The sequence below is a fragment of the Streptomyces caelestis genome, from assembly GCF_014205255.1.
GTDB lineage: Bacteria > Actinomycetota > Actinomycetes > Streptomycetales > Streptomycetaceae > Streptomyces > Streptomyces caelestis.
In genome coordinates, this window is sequence record NZ_JACHNE010000001.1 from 7,019,271 (window position 1) to 7,037,389 (window position 18,119).

The 18,119-nt window shown below is 72.3% G+C and carries 20 protein-coding genes and 1 pseudogene; 12 read left to right on the plus strand and 9 right to left on the minus strand.

Going from position 1 to position 18,119, the window contains the following annotated elements:
- Window positions 1-40 precede the first annotated feature (40 nt).
- The gene (locus tag HDA41_RS32005) at window positions 41-1,270 is read right to left on the minus strand and encodes an MFS transporter (protein ID WP_184990164.1); all 1,230 of its coding nucleotides are present in this window, start codon (window positions 1,268-1,270) and stop codon (window positions 41-43) included.
- Window positions 1,267-1,773 (minus strand): hypothetical protein, encoded by a 507-nt coding sequence (locus HDA41_RS32010; protein ID WP_184990166.1) that lies wholly within the window; start codon window positions 1,771-1,773, stop codon window positions 1,267-1,269. The genes HDA41_RS32005 and HDA41_RS32010 overlap by 4 nt, the downstream gene beginning before the upstream one ends.
- Window positions 1,774-1,890: 117 nt before the next feature.
- Between HDA41_RS32010 and HDA41_RS32015 the strand changes: the two genes are divergently transcribed.
- A complete protein-coding gene (locus tag HDA41_RS32015) occupies window positions 1,891-2,805 on the plus strand; it encodes a HipA family kinase (RefSeq protein WP_184990168.1) in 915 nt (304 codons plus the stop codon).
- The gene (locus HDA41_RS32020) at window positions 2,802-3,083 is read left to right on the plus strand and encodes an Rdx family protein (RefSeq protein WP_184990170.1); all 282 of its coding nucleotides are present in this window, start codon (window positions 2,802-2,804) and stop codon (window positions 3,081-3,083) included. The genes HDA41_RS32015 and HDA41_RS32020 overlap by 4 nt, the downstream gene beginning before the upstream one ends.
- Before the next feature lies 1 nt (window position 3,084).
- Here HDA41_RS32020 and aceB read toward each other — a convergent pair whose 3' ends face one another.
- Window positions 3,085-4,710, minus strand: coding sequence for a malate synthase A (gene aceB / locus HDA41_RS32025; RefSeq protein ID WP_184990172.1), 1,626 nt, complete (start codon window positions 4,708-4,710; stop codon window positions 3,085-3,087).
- Between the two features lie 207 nt (window positions 4,711-4,917).
- On the minus strand, window positions 4,918-5,532 hold the full coding sequence (locus tag HDA41_RS32030; RefSeq protein ID WP_184990174.1) for a nucleotidyltransferase family protein: 615 nt from the start codon (window positions 5,530-5,532) through the stop codon (window positions 4,918-4,920).
- Window positions 5,533-5,739: 207 nt separating this feature from the next.
- On the opposite strand from HDA41_RS32030, the gene HDA41_RS32035 reads away from it, so the two are divergent.
- On the plus strand, window positions 5,740-6,069 hold the full coding sequence (locus HDA41_RS32035; RefSeq protein ID WP_184990176.1) for a DUF5955 family protein: 330 nt from the start codon (window positions 5,740-5,742) through the stop codon (window positions 6,067-6,069).
- 15 nt (window positions 6,070-6,084) lie between these two features.
- On the opposite strand, the pseudogene HDA41_RS32040 reads toward HDA41_RS32035, so the two are convergent.
- A pseudogene (locus tag HDA41_RS32040) lies at window positions 6,085-6,204 on the minus strand (IS5/IS1182 family transposase); the annotation flags it as partial.
- Window positions 6,205-6,403: 199 nt separating this feature from the next.
- A complete protein-coding gene (locus HDA41_RS42395; protein WP_230299539.1) occupies window positions 6,404-6,604 on the minus strand; it encodes a BBE domain-containing protein in 201 nt (66 codons plus the stop codon).
- A 59-nt stretch (window positions 6,605-6,663) separates the two neighbouring features.
- Here HDA41_RS42395 and HDA41_RS32050 point away from each other — a divergent pair, with 59 nt between their 5' ends.
- Complete coding sequence (locus tag HDA41_RS32050) at window positions 6,664-7,482, plus strand: hypothetical protein (protein ID WP_184994205.1); 819 nt, start codon at window positions 6,664-6,666, stop codon at window positions 7,480-7,482.
- Window positions 7,483-7,538: 56 nt separating this feature from the next.
- Here the strand turns inward: HDA41_RS32050 and HDA41_RS32055 are convergent, their stop codons facing one another.
- A complete protein-coding gene (locus HDA41_RS32055; RefSeq protein WP_184990178.1) occupies window positions 7,539-8,336 on the minus strand; it encodes an IclR family transcriptional regulator in 798 nt (265 codons plus the stop codon).
- Between the two features lie 255 nt (window positions 8,337-8,591).
- Here HDA41_RS32055 and allB point away from each other — a divergent pair, with 255 nt between their 5' ends.
- Window positions 8,592-9,932: an allantoinase AllB gene (gene allB / locus HDA41_RS32060; protein ID WP_184990179.1), complete on the plus strand. Its 1,341-nt coding sequence runs from the start codon at window positions 8,592-8,594 to the stop codon at window positions 9,930-9,932.
- 50 nt (window positions 9,933-9,982) lie between these two features.
- Entirely contained in the window at window positions 9,983-11,098 is a 1,116-nt protein-coding gene (alc, locus tag HDA41_RS32065) for an allantoicase (protein ID WP_184990180.1), read from the plus strand.
- A gap of 78 nt (window positions 11,099-11,176) precedes the next feature.
- On the opposite strand, the gene HDA41_RS32070 is transcribed toward alc, so the two are convergent.
- Window positions 11,177-11,920 (minus strand): SDR family oxidoreductase, encoded by a 744-nt coding sequence (locus tag HDA41_RS32070; protein ID WP_184990181.1) that lies wholly within the window; start codon window positions 11,918-11,920, stop codon window positions 11,177-11,179.
- Between the two features lie 175 nt (window positions 11,921-12,095).
- Here HDA41_RS32070 and HDA41_RS32075 point away from each other — a divergent pair, with 175 nt between their 5' ends.
- Both HDA41_RS32075 and HDA41_RS32080 read left to right on the plus strand, forming a co-directional pair.
- On the plus strand, window positions 12,096-12,722 hold the full coding sequence (locus tag HDA41_RS32075; RefSeq protein WP_184990182.1) for a dihydrofolate reductase family protein: 627 nt from the start codon (window positions 12,096-12,098) through the stop codon (window positions 12,720-12,722).
- Window positions 12,723-12,873: 151 nt separating this feature from the next.
- Window positions 12,874-13,269 carry a guanyl-specific ribonuclease gene (locus HDA41_RS32080; RefSeq protein ID WP_184990183.1) on the plus strand — a complete coding sequence of 132 codons (396 nt, stop codon included), beginning with the start codon at window positions 12,874-12,876 and terminating at the stop codon, window positions 13,267-13,269.
- Window positions 13,270-13,317: 48 nt separating this feature from the next.
- On the opposite strand, the gene HDA41_RS32085 is transcribed toward HDA41_RS32080, so the two are convergent.
- A complete protein-coding gene (locus HDA41_RS32085) occupies window positions 13,318-13,518 on the minus strand; it encodes a hypothetical protein (protein ID WP_184990184.1) in 201 nt (66 codons plus the stop codon).
- 179 nt (window positions 13,519-13,697) lie between these two features.
- On the opposite strand from HDA41_RS32085, the gene HDA41_RS32090 reads away from it, so the two are divergent.
- The 4 genes from HDA41_RS32090 to HDA41_RS32105 all read left to right on the plus strand — a co-directional run bounded on the left by HDA41_RS32090 (window position 13,698) and on the right by HDA41_RS32105 (window position 18,118).
- Window positions 13,698-14,978: a sensor histidine kinase gene (locus HDA41_RS32090; protein WP_376706827.1), complete on the plus strand. Its 1,281-nt coding sequence runs from the start codon at window positions 13,698-13,700 to the stop codon at window positions 14,976-14,978.
- Between the two features lie 691 nt (window positions 14,979-15,669).
- A complete protein-coding gene (locus tag HDA41_RS32095) occupies window positions 15,670-16,800 on the plus strand; it encodes a macro domain-containing protein (protein WP_184990185.1) in 1,131 nt (376 codons plus the stop codon).
- On the plus strand, window positions 16,791-17,441 hold the full coding sequence (locus HDA41_RS32100) for a hypothetical protein (protein WP_311772165.1): 651 nt from the start codon (window positions 16,791-16,793) through the stop codon (window positions 17,439-17,441). The genes HDA41_RS32095 and HDA41_RS32100 overlap by 10 nt, the downstream gene beginning before the upstream one ends.
- A 2-nt stretch (window positions 17,442-17,443) precedes the next feature.
- Window positions 17,444-18,118: an RES family NAD+ phosphorylase gene (locus HDA41_RS32105; protein ID WP_184990187.1), complete on the plus strand. Its 675-nt coding sequence runs from the start codon at window positions 17,444-17,446 to the stop codon at window positions 18,116-18,118.
- Window position 18,119: the final 1 nt, after the last annotated feature.

The following is an 18,119-nucleotide window of genomic DNA, read 5'->3' on the forward strand; positions in this document are numbered from 1 at the left end:
TGCGCACGGTCCACCGCGGGTTCGGCCACAACCCGGGGTACTACGCGTCCGTGGTGAAACCCGATGTGGTCGGGGCGGGGGACTTGGCCGTGCCGGTCCCCGGCTGATCCCGCCGGGCCACCAGGGCAAGCGCGATGACGATCGCGAGACCGCAGGCGAACAAGGTGGTCACGGGTACGTCGAACGCCTTCGCCGCGGCCCCGGCCGTGATCGGCGCGACCGTGAGGCCTCCTGTGTAGGCCAGGTTGTAGACGGCGTACGCCGCTCCGTACGACGGCGGGTCGGTGTGCTCGGCGAGCGCCCCGATGAGGACCAGGGTGGGAGCGAGGACCAGCTGGGCGCCGAAGCCCACCACGATCAGTCCGGTCACGGACCAGAAGGCCGAGTCACGGCCGGAGAGGAAGAAACCGGCGGCGGCGACGAGCGCCCCGACGGACGTGATCCTGGTCGCCCCCGCCCGGTCGGTGAGGAGTCCGGCGACCGGGGCGGCCAGGCTGCCGCCCAGGGCCGCACCGGCGAAGACGAGCCCGATGGCCGTCGTGCCGAGGCCGAGTTCGTCCAGGTGCAGCGGCAGCACCGGTTCCGGGAAGGCGATCGCCGCGGCGCCGAGTCCGGTCAGCGCGATCAGCAGGGCGACGCGGGGGCCACGCAGGACGGCCCGGTAGGAAGCGCGCGCCTGGGGCGGGGGAGTCTCCCTGATGAGCACGACAGCCACCGCATCGCCCGCGGCGAGCGCGGCGACGACGAGGAACGGGGCGCGCGGCCCCCACAGGTCGCTGAGCAGGCCGCCGACGGCGGGACCGAGCAGCACGCCCATGCCGACCGCGGACAGCGCGAGTCCCATGGCCTTGCCGCGCTGCTCGGGCGCGTGGGTCGCCGCGATCAGGGCGAGCCCCGCGGTCCAGGAGGATGCCGCGGCGATGCCCTGCGCGGCCCGCGCCGCGAGCAGCAGGGCGAGTCCGGATCCGCCCTCGACATCGACCGCCCAGGCGAACAGCACGGTGGCGGCGGCCAGTCCGAGCAGTCCGGCGAGCATGGGGGTGCGGGGTCCGCGCCGGTCGACCCAGACCCCGATGAACGGGGTGGCCGCCAGGAGCGCTGCCGCGTAGACGGCGAACAGCACACCGGCGGTCAGCGGTGAACCGTCGACCGCGGGTAAGCCGGGCAGCAGCGGGACGATGCAGCCGTACAGGAACATGTCGACGCCGAGTGCCGCTCCGGTGACCGTGACGGCGGCACCCGGGCGTGTACCCGTGCGGTGTTCAGTCATGACAGAAGTCCTCTGAGGATGGGGGCGACGCCGGTGGCGTCGTCCGGAGGGAGGAGGGCCGGGTCCGTGGCCGCGAGGAGCGCGGTGCCGCAGAGCCAGACCAGCAGGTTGGCGCGGTGCTGCGCCGGGCCGGCCTGCTCGCCCGCCGTGCCGTTTCCTCCGGCCGCGTCCCGACGGCTTCGCGTGGTCGCCCGCTCGCTGAAGACGGCTTCGAGCCGACGCTGCCAGTCGGCCAGCCCGGATGCCTTCGCGGCCCGGCCCTCGGACAGCCCCGCCGCGTTGTGCGAGCCGTCCAGTGTCAGAGTCAGCAGGGCGCGGAAACGCGCGTCATGGCGCAGCCGGCGCAGCCCCATGGTGAGAAATCCGCGAAGCCGCTCGTCGAACGGGGCCTCGGAGTCCAGAATTCCCCACACCGGCTCCGTCACCGTGGCCCAGGAGTGGGTCATGACGGCGGCGTGGAAGGCGCTCCCGGTCGGCTCCCACCGCTCGGTTACTATGCTCACTTCATGCCGGAGGCGGGAAGCAGAGGACGCCCGGCCACTGACGGACTGCCGGGGAGGAAGGGAGAACCGCATGCCGTTCGAGACTCCCCGAATGCTCCCGGCGGGTGACCTGAGGACATGCTGAGAGAGGTCACCGCGACCCGTTACGTCGCACCCCTGACGTCCGGCGGATCCGTCCCCGGCATCGTGGAGGCCGACGACCTGGGCACGTACGTCGTGAAGTTCACCGGCTCCGCGCAGGGCCGCAAGGCGCTGGTCGCCGAGGTGATCGTGGGGGAGCTGGCCCGCGCCCTCGGGCTGCGCTTCCCCGAGCTGGTGCTGGTGCACTTCGACCCGGAGATCGCGCAGGACGAGCCGCACCAGGAGGTGCGGGGCCTGCACGCGGCCAGCGCGGGCGTGAACCTCGGCATGGACTACCTGCCGGGCGCCCGGGACTTCACGCCGGAGATCGCGCGGGTCTTCCCCGTCGATCCCCTGGAGGCGGGGAAGATCGTCTGGCTCGACGCCCTGACCGTGAACGTCGACCGTACGGTCCACAGCACCAACCTGATGGTCTGGCCCACCCTGGGCGTCGCGCCTCCGCGCCTGTGGCTGATCGACCACGGTGCCGCGCTCGTCTTCCACCACCGCTGGGACGGCACCGACCCCGCCAAGGCCTACGACTTCCGGCACCACGCCCTCGGCCACTACGGGCCCGACGTCCGGGCGGCGGACGCCGAGCTCGCTCCCGAGGTGACCGAGGAGCTGCTGCGCCGGATCCTCGCGGAGGTCCCCGACGCCTGGCTCGCGGACGAGCCGGGCTTCGCCACCGCGCAGGAGGCACGCGAGGCGTACGTGGCGTACCTCCACGCGCGCGTGCGGGCCTCCGGGGCCTGGCTGCCCACCGACTTCCCCAGCCGGGAGGAGCTCGCCGCCGAGGAGGCCGGCCGGGCGGCGCGCAGTCGGCAAGGACGCCCCGCGTGGCTCCGGCAGGTCCCCGACCTGCACGGCAAGCCCGCGGCCGAACAGGATTGGTCGGTGCACCTCGGATGAGTGGACGGGTCGAGATCGAGTACTGCACCCGGTGCCGCTGGCTGCCCCGTGCGGCCTGGCTGGCGCAGGAGCTGCTCACGACCTTCGAGTCCGAGCTGACGGAACTGGCGCTGAAACCCGGCACGGGCGGGGTGTTCGTCGTACGCGTCGGCGACGAGGTCGTCTGGGACCGTCGGGAGCAGGGCTTCCCGGAGCCGACGGCCGTGAAGCGGGCCGTACGCGACCGAGTGGCCCCGGGGAAGCCCCTGGGCCACTCGGACAAGCCGTCCGCGGACTGAGTCAGCCCTTGAGCTGCTCGTACGCCGGGAGCGTCAGGAAGTCGGCGTAGTCCTCGTCGAGGGAGACCGTCAGCAGCAGGTCGTGCGCCTGCTGCCAGTTGCCGGCCGCGAAGGCCTCCTCGCCGATCTCGGCCTTGATGTTCGCCAGCTCCTCGGCGGCGACCTTGCGGGCCAGGTCGGCGGTGACCTTCTCGCCGTTGTCGAGGACGACGCCCGCGTTGATCCACTGCCAGATCTGGGAGCGGGAGATCTCGGCGGTGGCGGCGTCCTCCATCAGGTTGAAGATGGCGACCGCGCCGAGTCCGCGCAGCCAGGCCTCGATGTAACGGATGCCGACCTGCACGGCGTTCACCAGACCCGCGTACGTCGGCTTGGCGTCCAGCGAGTCGATCGCGATCAGGTCGGCCGCCTTGACGTCGACGTCCTCGCGCAGGCGGTCCTTCTGGTTCGGCTTGTCGCCGAGGACCTTGTCGAAGGACTCCATGGCGATCGGCACCAGGTCGGGGTGGGCGACCCAGGAGCCGTCGAAACCGTCGTTCGCCTCGCGGTCCTTGTCGGCACGGACCTTCTCGAAGGCGACCTTGTTGACCTCGGCGTCCCGGCGCGAGGGGATGAAGGCCGCCATGCCGCCGATCGCGTGCGCGCCGCGCTTGTGGCAGGTGCGGACGAGGAGTTCGGTGTACGCGCGCATGAACGGGGCCGTCATCGTCACCGCGTTGCGGTCCGGCAGGACGAACTTGGCGCCGCCGTCCCGGAAGTTCTTGACGATGGAGAACAGGTAGTCCCAGCGGCCCGCGTTCAGCCCGGAGGCGTGGTCGCGCAGCTCGTAGAGGATCTCCTCCATCTCGTACGCGGCCGTGATCGTCTCGATCAGCACCGTCGCGCGCACGGTGCCCTGCGGGATGCCGACGTAGTCCTGCGCGAAGACGAAGACCTCGTTCCAGAGGCGGGCCTCCAGGTGCGACTCCGTCTTGGGCAGGTAGAAGTAGGGGCCCTTGCCGAGGCCCAGCAGGCGCTTGGCGTTGTGGAAGAAGTACAGGCCGAAGTCGACGAGCGCGCCGGGCACCGGGATGCCGTCCGCGTCGACGAGGTGACGCTCGTTCAGGTGCCAGCCGCGCGGGCGCATGACGACCGTGGCGAGTTCCTCGTTCGCCTTCAGGGCGTACGACTTGCCGGACTTCGGGTCCGTGAAGTCGATGGTGCGGGTGTAGGCGTCGATCAGGTTGAGCTGGCCGAGGACCACGTTCTCCCAGGTGGGCGCGGAGGCGTCCTCGAAGTCCGCGAGCCACACCTTCGCGCCCGAGTTGAGGGCGTTGATGGTCATCTTGCGGTCGGTGGGGCCGGTGATCTCGACCCGGCGGTCGTTCAGCGCGTCCGGGGACGGGGCGACCTTCCAGGAGTCGTCGGCGCGGATCGCGGCGGTCTCCGGAAGGAAGTCGAGGGTGCAGGTGCGGGCGATGTCGGCGCGGCGCTCGGCGCGGCGGGCGAGGAGTTCGTCACGCCGGGGCGTGAACCGCCGGTGCAGCTCGGCCACGAAGGCGAGCGCCGCTTCGGTGAGGACCTCCTCCTGCCGGGGCAGGGGCTCGGCGTCGACGATGGCCAGCGGGGACGGCGCTGGTGCGGACATGAACGGTCACTTCCTTCAGCGAGCTACGAAGACGAGCCGGCGGTTCGGCACCGGGTGCCAGTCTTCCCGGATACGGCGTTCGGCGCCCGCGGAGCCCTCGGGCGCTTCTGAACAGTGGATACTAGTTTCCTCATGGTGGAAGTTCAATCATGTGTTGATGTCGAGACTCTCCGGGTCGAGGCAAGGTGGCGCTCCGTGCCACCCCGCTCACTCAAGGTGGGTCAGATCGGCCTCCGTGTCGATGTCGAAGGGCCGGGCCACGTCCCCGCACTCGACGAGCGTGATCGCCGGCTCGTGCTCCTTGAGGTAGGCGCGTGCCCCCCGGTCCCCGGTCGCAGTCGCGGCGATGCCCGCCCAGTGGGCCGCGCCGAACAGGACCGGATGGCCGCGCACTCCGTCGTACGCGGCCGACACCAGCGACTCCTCGCCCGTGTACGCCCCCAGGACCCGGGCCACCGCCTCCGGGCCGATACCGGGCTGGTCGACGAGCGAGACCAGGGCGGCCGCCGCGCCCGTACCGGCGAGCGAGTCCAGCCCGGCCCGCAGGGACGTCCCCATGCCCTGTTCCCAGTCGGGATTGCCGACGAGAACGCAGCCCGGCAGTGCGGCTTGTGCCCGGACCTCCTCCGCCTGGGCGCCCAGCACCACATGGACCCGTTCACAGCCGCCCTCGCGCAACACCCGCACCGCGTGCTCCACGAGCGGCCGTCCGCGGTGGGTGAGCAGTGCCTTGGGACGCCCGCCGAGCCGCCGCCCGCCTCCGGCGGCGAGCAGCACCCCCGCAACCGCACGCGCCCTGTTCGTCGTCTTCCGTTCCGTCATGGATCCTGCATACCGCACGACATGCCGCACGACCTCAGGCCGAGAAGTTACGCAGCGGAGCAAGTCGATGACGCAATGGACTGGCGCCTGGTGGCCCGCGTCGTTTACTGTCGCCCGCACCGACCGGCCGGGCGGCCGACCGGTGCGCGGTGCAGGGGACTTCGCGTCGGAAGGGCACGCGCACGACGGAGTGCGAGGGGGAGGACTGTGTTGCGGAGCGTTGAGCAGAGGCGGCAGGGGCCTGTGACCGGCGGCGACGAGGATCCGCGCGTGACGGAGCTGCGCTCCGCCGTCGCCCGGCTGCGCCGACGGCTCGCCGCGCATCCTGGTCGGTTCGCCGACCGGACCATCGCCGAGGAGGAACTCGCCGCCCTGGACGCGATGGCGGCCGACGGCACCCCCGAAATCCCGCGGCTGCGCCGCTCCCTCCTGCTGATCGCGGGCGCGATCGGCTCGGTGAGCGCACTGGCCCCGGACCTCGCGGAGGTCCGCCGAGCCGTGGACCTCTTCGGCGGGCCGGTGCGGGGGCAGGGCTAGGTTCCGTCTCTTCGGTCATCTGCGAGCCCGGATGAGGATGGCGGCGAGGTGGAGTGCGGCTTGGTAGGCGGCGAGTTTGTCGGTGCGCATCGCCAGGCCGCGCCACTGCTTCAGGCGGTTGATGCACCGCTCGACGCGTGTTCCCGAGTGAACACCGACTCCAACTCGCCGGCTCAGTAAGCGGTTTCAGCCATCCCCTCCATACCAGGACAACGACAACCACCAGCTCAGAACGCGAACCGCTGCTGGCGTACCAACCACCTCCGCCTGCCCGTGCTGATCGACAACGCCGAGCACGTTCCAAGTCTCATAGGGGTGGAAGCGCACGAAGCGGTTACGCACTGGTGAGTCCCTGCGGGAAGTCGAATACCCCGTCAGGGTCGTAGTCGTGGGCAACGGAACGCAGGCGCTCCAGATTCGGGCCGTAGTAGGCCCGCGCCCAGTCCGGCAGGGCCGGGTCGATGTAGTTGACATAACCGCCCCCGATGCCCAGGGAGGCCAGCCCTGTCACGATGTCGCGGACGCTGCGCGTCACTTCGGCCCGGATGCCGCTGTGGCGCCTGCGTAGATCTGCGCGGTGGCGAACGCCTTGCGGTGCGCAAACGCGGTCTGGTCGATGCCCACGTCGGCTACCGCGCCACCGAGCGGGTCGAGGATGATCGATGTAGACCTCCCGCAACGGCGGACATGGTGGCCACACGCCTGGCCCGCCCCGACGGCTCCCAGCGGAAGCTGGCCGTGATCGCCACTGGTGAGCTCGTTGAGAGCAATGGACGTCTGCTCGCCTACACCGCGCCCTGGTTCAGTGGCGGTTCGTCCGATCCGCTGCCTCCGCGCGACGACCCGCGCCGGCGCACGTTCAACCTGGACATGGTCGCTCTCGGCTGGGCGGCAACCTTCCTCATCTACCCCTCCATCCCGCCCACCGCCGATCTGAACCTGTTGCTGGACGAGGCGGAGGCGGCATGGACCCAGCAACTCGGTGTATGGGCCCAGTTCGGACAGGACCTGCTGCTGGGATACGAATACCGGGGCTGCATCAAACTCGGTGCTCGAGAGGTGAACGATCCGGCCAAGGCAATCGGGCAGGCCTACCAACGGGTGTGCGTGGACCTGCGGACCCTGACCGAGGTGAGTCCCGCCCGGCGCAACCGGCGCGCGCGGCGTGTCCGTTCGGCTGGGTCGCGGGGTGCGCTGAGGCCTGCCCGGTCCACCCGGTGTGCTTCGGTGTCCGTCCGGTCGTGTCGCGGCGACGCTCCGTTGTCGCCCCGCCTTGTCGCGGGGTGGCCCGAGGCCCGCCCGGCCCGACCGGCGGGTGCCGCCGTGGCCGTTGGTCGTGCTGCGGGGCGCTCCTCAGTCCGCGGGACCCGGTGCGGAGAGCGCCACCCCGATGTCCGCCTTGTCGCGGGGTGACCCGAGGCCCGCCCGGCACTACCGGTGCCGCCCGGACGGCCGGTGGCGTCAGGGTGTCAAGCGGGGCTCTGGCTGGCCAGGGCCTCGGAGAGTTCGCCGGCGACCTGCTGGAGCACCGGCACGATCTTCTGCGTGGCCGCCTCCGTGACCCGGCCCGCCGGGCCGGAGATGGAGATGGCCGCGGCGGTGGGGGAGTCGGGGACCGAGACCGCGAGGCAGCGGACGCCGATCTCCTGTTCGTTGTCGTCGATCGCGTACCCCTGGCGGCGTACGTCCTCCAGCGCCGCGAGGAACCCGTCGGGCGTCGTGATCGTCTTGTCCGTCGCGGCGGGCATGCCCGTACGGGCGAGCAGGGCGCGCACCTCCTCCGGCGGGAAACCGGCGAGCAGGGCCTTGCCCACGCCCGTGGAGTGCGGCAGCACACGCCGGCCGACCTCCGTGAACATGCGCATGGAGTGCTTCGACGGCACCTGTGCGACGTAGACGATCTCGTCCCCGTCCAGCAGCGCCATGTTCGCCGTCTCGCCGGTCTCCTCGACCAGCCGGGCGAGATAGGGCCGCGCCCAGGTGCCCAGCAGCCGGGAGGCGGACTCCCCCAGGCGGATCAGACGGGGGCCCAGCGCGTACCGGCGGTTGGCTTGCTGCCGAACGTACCCGCAAGCCACCAGCGTGCGCATCAGGCGGTGGATGGTCGGCAGGGGCAGACCGCTGCTCGCGGACAGCTCGCTCAGGCCGACCTCGCCGCCCGCGTCCGCCATCCGTTCGAGCAGGTCGAAGGCGCGCTCCAGGGACTGGACCCCGCCGTTGGCGGAGGACCGGGCGGAGTCGGTGGTGCTGGCGCTGGACGTCGGCACGGCGCGTTCCTTTCGGGACTGGCGGAAGAGCAGAAGCCTACCCGGCAGTCGGTTGACTCCCCGCTTGTGCGAAGCTACGTTCTGCTTGCTGGAAGTTTAATTCCGCTTTGTGGAAATATCCAGAGTGGCCGCATGGGGGGCGCGGTACTCAGTGTGCCCTTGACTGTGCGGGAAAGGGAGTGAAGACTCCTTCAACAGAAAGTTGAATTCCGTTACGCGGAAGTTAAGGGAAGCAAGTGGAAGTAAGGGGTCCGGGTGTCCGACGCTGAACTGGTGCTTCGCTCGACGCGTGTCATCACTCCCGAGGGGACGCGCGCCGCATCGGTCGCGGTCGCCGCCGGCACGATCACGGCCGTCCTCCCGTACGACGCACCCGTACCGGAGAGTGCCGGTCTGGAGGACCTGGGCGACCACGTCCTGCTGCCCGGCCTGGTCGACACCCACGTACACGTCAACGACCCCGGCCGCACCGAGTGGGAGGGCTTCTGGACCGCCACCCGCGCCGCCGCGGCCGGCGGCATCACGACCCTCGTCGACATGCCCCTCAACTCCCTCCCGCCGACCACGACCGTCGCGCACCTGCGCACGAAGCAGCGGGTCGCCGCCGGCAAGGCGCACATCGACGTCGGCTTCTGGGGCGGCGCCCTGCCCGACAACCTCAAGGACCTGCGCCCGCTGCACGAGGCCGGCGTCTTCGGGTTCAAGGCGTTCCTGTCGCCGTCCGGCGTCGACGAGTTCCCGCACCTCGACCGGGACTCGCTCGCCCGCACCATGGCCGAGATCGCCGCCTTCGACGGCCTGCTCATCGTGCACGCCGAGGACCCCCACCTCCTGGCCTCCGCACCGCAGCAGCCCGGCCCGAAGTACGCCGACTTCCTCGCCTCCCGCCCCCGGGACGCCGAGGACACCGCCATCGCCCGGCTCATCCGCGAGGCGAAGCCCCTCAACGCGCGCGTGCACGTGCTGCACCTCTCCTCCAGCGACGCCCTGCCGATGATCGCGGAGGCGCGGGCGGAGGGCGTACGGCTCACCGTGGAGACCTGCCCGCACTATCTGACCCTCACCGCCGAGGAAGTCCCCGACGGCGCCAGCGAGTTCAAGTGCTGCCCGCCGATCCGCGAGGCCGCCAACCAGGACCTGCTGTGGCAGGCACTGGCCGACGGCACCATCGACTGCGTCGTCACCGACCACTCCCCGTCCACCGCCGACCTCAAGACAGACGACTTCGCGACGGCCTGGGGCGGCATCTCCGGACTCCAGCTGAGCCTGGCGGCGGTGTGGACCGAGGCCCGCAGGCGCGGGCACGGCCTGGAGGACGTGGTCCGCTGGATGTCCGCGCGGACGTCCGAACTCGTCGGGCTCGACGACCGCAAGGGCGCCATCGCGGCGGGCCGCGACGCCGACTTCGCCGTCCTCGCACCCGACGAGACCTTCACCGTCGACCCGGCGGCCCTCCAACACCGCAACCACGTCACGGCGTACGCGGGCAGGACCCTGTACGGCGTCGTGAAGTCCACCTGGCTGCGCGGGCAGCGCATCGTCGCGGACGGCGAGTTCACCGAGCCGAAGGGCCGACTCCTCACCAGGCAGCCGTAGACCTCCCCCGACCCGCATCCACCGGCCGACTCCCGAAAGGCACCCACCCCGTGACGGCGATTCCCAGCTTCACCGGCGACGCGAACCCCTACGGAGGCGGCGACCCGTACGCGGACTACCGCACCGCCGACTTCCCCTTCACCCGGTACGCCAACCTCGCCGACCGGCGCCTCGGTGCCGGAGTCATCGCCGCCAACGACGAGTTCTTCGCCCAGCGCGAGAACCTGCTGGTGCCCGAGCGCGCCGAGTTCGACCCCGAGCACTTCGGGCACAAGGGCAAGATCATGGACGGCTGGGAGACGCGCCGCCGCCGGGGCGCGTCGGGCGACCACCCGTGGCCCACCGCCGAGGACCACGACTGGGCGCTGGTCCGCCTCGGCGCCCCGGGCGTGGTCCGCGGGATCGTCGTCGACACCGCGCACTTCCGCGGCAACTACCCGCAGGCCGTATCCGTGGAGGGCACCTGCGTGCCGGGCTCCCCGGCGCCCGGGGAGCTCCTCGGGGACGACGTGAAGTGGACGACCCTGGTCCCGCGCACCCCGGTCGGCGGCCACGCGGCGAACGGTTTCCCCGTCGCGGTCGAGCAGCGCTTCACGCACCTGCGGGTCAGCCAGCACCCCGACGGCGGCATCGCACGCCTGCGCGTGTACGGCGAGGTGGTCCCGGACCCCGCGTGGCTGGAGGTGCTGGGCACCTTCGACGTCGTCGCCCTGGAGAACGGCGGCCAGGTCGAGGACGCCTCCGACCTCTTCTACTCGCCCGCTACCAACACCATCCAGCCGGGCCGCTCCCGCAAGATGGACGACGGCTGGGAGACCCGGCGCCGCCGCGACCGGGGCCACGACTGGATCCGCTACCGGCTGGCCGCCCCGTCCCGGATCCGCGCCCTGGAGATCGACACCGCGTACCTCAAGGGCAACAGCGCCGGCTGGGCCTCGGTGTCCGTGCGCGACGGCGAGGACGGCGAATGGCGGGAGATCCTGTCCCGCACCCGCCTCCAGCCCGACACCAACCACCGCTTCGTCCTCCCGGTCCCGGCCGTCGGCACCCACGCGCGCGTGGACATCTTCCCGGACGGCGGCATCTCCCGGCTGCGGCTGTTCGGCTCCCTGACGGAGGACGGCGTGCGGCGCCTCGCGGCGCGTCACCAGGAGCTGGGCGGCTGAGCCGACCCCGCCTCAGGGGGCGCACGGCGCACCGGCCGACAGCACCGGTGCGCCCCACGGCGCCGGTGCGCCCCTGCCTCACGCCGCGTGCCCGCCGTCCACCAGGAACTCCGCCCCGGTCACGTACGACGCCCCGGCCAGGTACGCCACCATCGACGCCACCTCGTCCGCCGTCCCGAACCGCCCCAGCGCCGTCATCGCCGCCTGGCCGGCCGCGTACGGCCCGTCCGCCGGATTCATGTCGGTGTCGATCGGCCCGGGATGGACGAGGTTCGCCGTGATGCCGCGCCCGCCCAGCTCCCTGGCCAGGGCCTTGGTCATACCGGCCAGGGCCGCCTTGCTCGTCGCGTAGAGCGTCCCGCCGGGCCCCGGCACGCGATGGGTCATGCAACTGCCGATCGTGATGATCCGCCCGCCCTCGGGCATGCGCGCGGCGGCGGCCTGAGAAGTCAGGAAGACCCCGCGCACGTTGACGGCGAGGACCCGGTCCACATCCGCGAGCGACAGGGTCTCCAGCGGCCCGAGCACTCCCACGCCCGCGTTGTTCACCAGGACGTCGAGGCCGCCCAGCGCCTCGGCCGCAGCGGTCACGGCACCGGCCGTCTCGGCGGCGTCCGCCGCGTCCGCGCGCACCGCCACCGCCCGGCGCCCCAGCGCCTCCACGGCCCGTACGACGTCCCCGGCCGCCTCCTTGCCGTTCACATAACCGACCGCCACGTCCGCGCCCTCCCGGGCCAGCCGCAGGGCCGTCGCCGCGCCGATGCCACGGCTCGCGCCGGTCACGAGAGCCACCTTGCCGTCGAGATTTCCTTGAGAAGTCATGTGTCCATCCCACCGGCCGACGGGCGGCGGTGCTGGCGGTGAACGGACGTCGAGGTGGGCTCCTTCGGTCCCGCGCCGGAGGGAGCCGTACGGCCGAACGATGAGTTGCGGATGCCCACGGGGTCTGAACCGATGACAACGGATCCCGACCGTTCCGAGAAGAAGGGCACCCGCCATGGGCAAGCTCGTCTCCACCCTCTTCGTCACCCTCGACGGCGTCTACCAGGCCCCCGGCGGCCCTCACGAGGACACCCGCGGCGGCTTCACCCACGGCGGCTGGAGCTTCCCGTACGCCGACGAGGACTTCGGCCGGTTCATCGACGAGGTCTTCGCACGGCCGCGCGCCTTCCTGCTCGGGCGCCGTACGTACGACATCTTCAGCACCTTCTGGCCGAAGGTGACCGACCCGGCCGATCCGGTCGCCTCGAAACTCAACGCACTGCCGAAGTACGTCCCGTCCTCGACCCTCGCGGGCCCCGAGTGGGCGGGCACCACCGTGCTCACCGGCGACCTCGCCAAGGAGGTCACGGCCCTCAAGGAGCGCACCGACGGCGAGATCCAGGTGCACGGCAGCGGCGACCTCGTCCGGTCCCTGCTGGCGCTCGGCCTCGTCGACTCCCTCCATCTGCTGACCTTCCCGGTCGTGCTCGGCGCCGGGTTCCGGCTGTTCCCGGAGGGCGCCGTACCGACCGCCTTCCGGCACGCCGGAGGGAGCGTCACCAGCACGGGCGTCTCGATCCGGACGTACGAGGTGGCGGGCCGCCCGGAGTACGGCGAGTACGCGCTGCCGGAGAACGCGTAACCGCCCCGCCCGGCGTCCTCGCCGGCCCTGGTGAACAGCGCGTGAGGGCGCCGGAGGGCAGGTTAACTTCCCGCTAACTCATCGGACTTGACGGGAAAATCTCCGAACTTGTCATTGACATGCCACTGTCTACGCGCGTCATCATGTGCGCATGAATTTCCCCCCACGCGCCTCGCGGCTCGGCGCAGCAGCCGCCCTCCTGTCCGCCCTCCTCGTCGGCGGGACTGTCTCCGCCACCACGGCCGACGCGGCCCCCACCGCCGTCGGTGACATCTGCTACAGCGCCCTGCCGTCCCAGGCCCACGACACGCTCGACCTGATCGAGCAGGGCGGTCCCTTCCCGTTCAAGCAGGACGGCACCGTCTTCCAGAACCGGGAAGGCATCCTGCCGGGCCAGTCGTCCGGCTACTACCACGAGTACACGGTCATCACCCCGGGCTCCTCCACGCGCGGTGCGCGGCGCATCGTCACCGGTGAGGAGAACCAGGAGGACTACTACACGGCCGACCACTACGCGTCGTTCGACCTGGTCGACTACGGCTGCTGAGCCGGGCGGCCGCTTCCGCGAACGCCGGCCGGAAGTCCGCCCGGGTGCTCAGACGGACTTCCGGCTCCCGGCCGCCGCGAACAGGGCGACGCCCAGCACCAGCAGGGCGACGCTCGCGTAGACCTCGTAGCCGTCGAGGAACCCCAGCCGTTGCACGAGGCCCCAGTTCCAGTCGGTGAACTCGTGTACCAGGCCCGCCACGCCCTGTACGAGGGCGACGAAGCCGAGAATCTCCAGCACCTGCTTCATGGCACGAGCCTCGTCCTGCGGACCCCCACGCACATCGGCCGCGGGGCGAGCGTCCGTCGGACGGAAGTCCCTGTTCGGACCCGGTCCGCCGCGCCGAAAGTCTGCGATGCGGTGACTTTGGTCGACGATTCCGGCCAGGGAGGGGTGAACGGGCCCGGGCCTGCGTAGATTTGCCGACCGTGAGTGGTGACGACGCGGGGCACGCCTCCCCGGTGCTGACGGGCGAGACACAGACACCTGCGCTTTTCACCGGGCGCAGATGGTTCATCCCGTCCGCCCTGCTGCACGAACTCGACCCCGACGCCGCACGAGCCGGGCGACGGCCCCGGCGTACCGCCCGCGACTGGGTCGTCGACTTCTCCTGCTTCCTGCTGGCCGTGCTGGTGGGCGCGGTCGCCATAGACGCGCTCAACGACAACCCCCATGTCCCGGAAGGGCTGGCCGTCGTCGACCAGCTGACCGGGGCGCTGGCCTGCGCGGCCGTCTGGCTGCGGCGCCGCTGGCCGCTGGGGCTGGCCGTGGCGATGACCCCCATCACCTTCGTCTCGGACACGGCGGGCGGGGCGGGGCTGATCGCGCTGTTCACCCTCGCCGTGCACCGTCCCTTCCGGTATGTGGCCTGGGTGGGCGGCATCAACGCGGCCCTGGCCCCGCTGTACTACTGGGTGCGCCCCGACGTGGACATCCCCTACCTGGTGAGCGTGATCTTCGTGGTACTGCTCACGGTGGCGGTCGTCGGCTGGGGCATGTTCGTGCGAGCCAAGCGGCAGCTCATGGTGAGCCTCAGGGACCGGACCCGGCGAGCCGAGACGGAGGCGCGGCTGCGGGCCGAGCAGGCGCAGCGGCTCGCCCGTGAGGCCATCGCGCGGGAGATGCACGATGTGCTCGCCCACCGGCTGACCCTGCTGAGCGTGCACGCGGGCGCCCTGGAGTTCCGGCCCGACGCGCCGCCGGCCGAGACGGCACGGGCGGCGGGTGTGATCCGGGAGAGCGCGCACGAGGCCCTCCAGGACCTGCGCGAGATCATCGGCGTCCTGCGGGCGGGGGAGCCCGACGACACCGGCCGGCCGCAGCCGACGCTCGCGGGGCTGGACACACTGGTCGCCGAGTCGCGTGAGGCCGGCATGAAGGTGGCCCTCGACCAGCGCGTCGACGAAGCCGCCGCCGTTCCGTCCTCCGTCGGCCGCACCGCGTACCGGATCGCCCAGGAGGGCCTGACCAACGCCCGCAAGCACGCCCCCGGCACGGAGGTCACGGTGTCCGTCACCGGCGCACCGGGCGACGGCCTCACCATTTCCGTGCACAACCCGCCCCCCGAGGGCGAGGTACCACCCGTCCCCGGCTCCGGCCAGGGCCTGATCGGCCTGACGGAACGAGCGACCCTCGCGGGCGGCCGCCTGGAACACGGCCACACCCCGGAGGGCGGGTTCGAGGTACGGGCGTGGCTGCCGTGGGGCTGAGGCGCGGCCTCGTGGGTACCCCTCGGCCGGCTGCCGGGCGCGGCTTGCGGGGCGGACCGCGGGCGCGCCTGGCGGGTGCGGAATCTGTGTCTGGGGCGGTTTGACGTCGGCTCGGTGTGGGGCGGTCGCGGTGTGGTGCTGGGTGGTCTGGGGCGGCCTGTAGCGGCTCGCGATGCGGTGGGTGGTCTGGGTAGGGGTGGTGTCGGCTTGCCGTGTGGCGGGCAGCCTGGGGCGGTTTGACGGCGGCTTCCGGTGCGGCGGTCTCTTTGGGGCGGCCTGTAGCGGCTCGCGATGCGGTGGGCCGTCTGGGGCGGATCGATGCCGGCTTGCCGTGTGGCGGGCAGCCTGGGGCGGCTTGATGCCGGCTTCCGGTGCGGTGGGGCATTCCGAGACGGCTGCGTAGGAGCCCGGCGCGGCGGATGGTCTCGGGCGGCCTGACGTCGGCTCGGCATGTGGTGGGCGGTCCGGCCGAACGGCCTGCGTCGGCTCCCGGCGTGGCGGGCAGACGGCCTGCCGTCGTCTCCCGGTGCGGCGGGCGGTCCGGGCCCGCCTGACACCGGCTCGCCCGGCGGTGCCCCTCGGATGCCACCACCGTCCTCCACGGGATCCGCCCGTCGCCGGCTCCGCGTCAACCCGGCGGCGTCGTCCGTCACCCTTGTGGTCGGAGAGGCGGGCGGCGGATCATGGGCATATGTCGCCTGGTGCACCGCAGTTCGAGGTCGCGTCCGTGCTGAGGGAGGTGAAGACCGTCCGGGCCGAGGGCGTGGTCCGGATCCGTGAGCTCGATGTTCCGCTGCTCCGCAGGGCGGCCGGCGCGCACTCCGCCGCCATCACCGACGCCTGGCCCGTCGAGGTGGAGAACCTGCTGCGCACGGCCGTGTCCCGGCTCGGCGGGGGCGACCTGGAGCAGGCGGCCGGTTACTCGCTCGGCCTGGGGCCCGGCCTGCGCGACCGCCCGGCGGCGGACCGGCGCCGCCTCGCCGCCCAGGTGTACCGCGTCAGCGTGGAACGCTTCCGCAAGAGCCAGGAGGAGATGGTCCTGGCCCAGATCGCCGAGCAGGTGTGCTGGCTGGCGGGCATCGGCCCGCAGCGCACCTCCACGGCCCGGCTCCCGCTCCTCGCCCCGCACCTGCAGCACCGCTCGCTCCGCGTCGGATGCCGGGACGTACTGCTGCACGTGCACCCCGTCGAACTCCTCCGCAACGTCGACGTGATCGTGTCCCCGGCCAACACGCACTTCTCCCTGCCGGCGATGTTCAAGGCCTCCGTCTCCGCGTCCCTGCGCCGGGCCGGCGCCGTGCGTGACGTCACCGGGGACGTCACCGCCGACCCGGTGCACGACGCGCTGCTCGGCTGGCGTGCGGCGCACGGGCTGCTGGGCCGCCCCGCGCTCCCCGGCACGGTCGCCCCGACCGAACCGGGCGCCCTGGCCGCCCGGGGCGTCCGCCGCATCTACCACGCGGCCGTCGCCGTCCCCCGGCCCGGCACCAATGACTACGACGTCGCCGCCCAGGACGTCGCCACGGCCGTAGCCCGCGCCCTGGCCCTGCTGTCGGAGGAACGCGCCGCCTTCACCCCGTCGTTGCGGTCGATCTGCTTCCCCCTGCTCGGTGCGGGCCGCGGCGGACTGCCCCCGCAGACCAGCGTCAGCGCCCTGTGGACCGCGCTGCACTCCGGCACCGAGGAGGACACGGACATCCACCTCGTCGTCCGCCGCCCCCTGGCCGCCGACCTGCTGGCTGAGACGCTGGGCGCGCGCGAACGGCCCCCGGCCGCACTCGCGTTGCCCGAAGCCGAGGAGAAAGGGCACGAGTGCGGGTGAACCCCTTCATGGTGCTCGCCGCCGCGGCGGCCGACTGGGGCAGGCTGTCACGCCTGCTCGAACCGGGCACACGGCGGACCCTGAGCGAGCGGCTGTCCCGGCTGCGAGCCGAGGAAGGCGCCCCGGACACCGCCGCCGCCCTGGCCGCACGAACCCTCCTCGACGCTCTCCCCGCCGACGAGTCCGCCCGGCTCCAACAGCAGGGCGACACCGGGCGGTTCACGGACGTGGCCCAGCCTCAGCTGTACGAGGGACACACGGCGGCCGACCTGTGCATGCTCGTCCTCGACGGCAACCCCATGGTCGGGCCCGTCCTCGGCCCCGTCCGCGAACGCCTGCTCCGGGAACCCGCCACGCCGTGGACCGAGGGCGTCGACCCCCGGCTGATCACCCTGTTCGGCCAGGACGGCCGCAGACGGCTGCCCCTCTTCCAGTTCGAGGCCGGGACCATGCCCTGGCGGATCGTCCTGGAGGTCAACTCCGTCCTGCGCGCCGCCACCGACCCCTGGGGCGCCGCCGACTGGTGGCTGTCCCGCACCACCTGGTGGGACGGTACCCCGGCGGCCCTGCTGGGCCGTGGCCGCGACGCCGAACTCCTCGGCGCGGCACGGGAACTGGCCGGCCCGGCGGGGGAGGAGTAGCCATGGGCAAGTACCCCCCGCCCGAGTCGCCGCCGGGCGAACCGACCCGCGCCGTGCTGCGCGCGGGCACGCCGGTGTACCGGGTGCACTCCACACACCGCGCGCCGACCGCGTACAACGCCCGCCCCTCCCACGCCTTCTACTACGGCGGCCGCTTCGACAGCACCCCCTACGACCGCTACGGCTACCTCTACGTCGGGTTCGGCGTCGGCGCGGCCGTGTGCGAGGTGCTGCTGCGCTCGCTGCCGTTCGACTCCGACGGCGGCCACCGGCTGCTGCCGCGCGTGGCGTTCGAACGCCGCAGTCTGTCCTTCCTGCGGCTGGCCGCCGACGTCGAGGTCGTCTCGCTGATGTCCGGGGCGGATCTCGCGGCGGTGGCGCAGGACGCGTGGCTGGTGCACACCGAGGGCGCGGACTATCCGCAGACCCGCGACTGGGGCCACTGGATCCGACGCCATACCGTGCCCTGGGCGCAGGGATTCGTCTGGCCGTCGAAACGCGAGCCCGCCGACCGGGTCGCGATCCTCTTCGACGACCGGGGCGAGGCGCCCCTGCTCGAACCGACGGGCGCGCCCGGCGTCGACTTCGGCACAGAGGAGGGGGAACGGTGGCTCAATGGGGTGCTGGCACCGTACCGGACGCGGACCGCGCCGCGGCCGGGGGAGCGGGGGATGTGAC

Excerpts from the sequence above, each read along its gene's own strand:
- HDA41_RS32005 (WP_184990164.1), bottom strand. The coding sequence starts at position 1,270 with ATGACTGAACACCGCACGGGTACACGCCCGGGTGCCGCCGTCACGGTC.
- HDA41_RS32015 (WP_184990168.1), top strand. The coding sequence starts at position 1,891 with ATGCTGAGAGAGGTCACCGCGACCCGTTACGTCGCACCCCTGACGTCC.
- HDA41_RS32020 (WP_184990170.1), top strand. The coding sequence starts at position 2,802 with ATGAGTGGACGGGTCGAGATCGAGTACTGCACCCGGTGCCGCTGGCTG.
- aceB (WP_184990172.1), bottom strand. The coding sequence starts at position 4,710 with ATGTCCGCACCAGCGCCGTCCCCGCTGGCCATCGTCGACGCCGAGCCC.
- HDA41_RS32030 (WP_184990174.1), bottom strand. The coding sequence starts at position 5,532 with ATGACGGAACGGAAGACGACGAACAGGGCGCGTGCGGTTGCGGGGGTG.
- HDA41_RS32070 (WP_184990181.1), bottom strand. The coding sequence starts at position 11,920 with ATGACTTCTCAAGGAAATCTCGACGGCAAGGTGGCTCTCGTGACCGGC.
- HDA41_RS32075 (WP_184990182.1), top strand. The coding sequence starts at position 12,096 with ATGGGCAAGCTCGTCTCCACCCTCTTCGTCACCCTCGACGGCGTCTAC.
- HDA41_RS32080 (WP_184990183.1), top strand. The coding sequence starts at position 12,874 with ATGAATTTCCCCCCACGCGCCTCGCGGCTCGGCGCAGCAGCCGCCCTC.
- HDA41_RS32085 (WP_184990184.1), bottom strand. The coding sequence starts at position 13,518 with ATGAAGCAGGTGCTGGAGATTCTCGGCTTCGTCGCCCTCGTACAGGGC.
- HDA41_RS32095 (WP_184990185.1), top strand. The coding sequence starts at position 15,670 with ATGTCGCCTGGTGCACCGCAGTTCGAGGTCGCGTCCGTGCTGAGGGAG.
- HDA41_RS32105 (WP_184990187.1), top strand. The coding sequence starts at position 17,444 with ATGGGCAAGTACCCCCCGCCCGAGTCGCCGCCGGGCGAACCGACCCGC.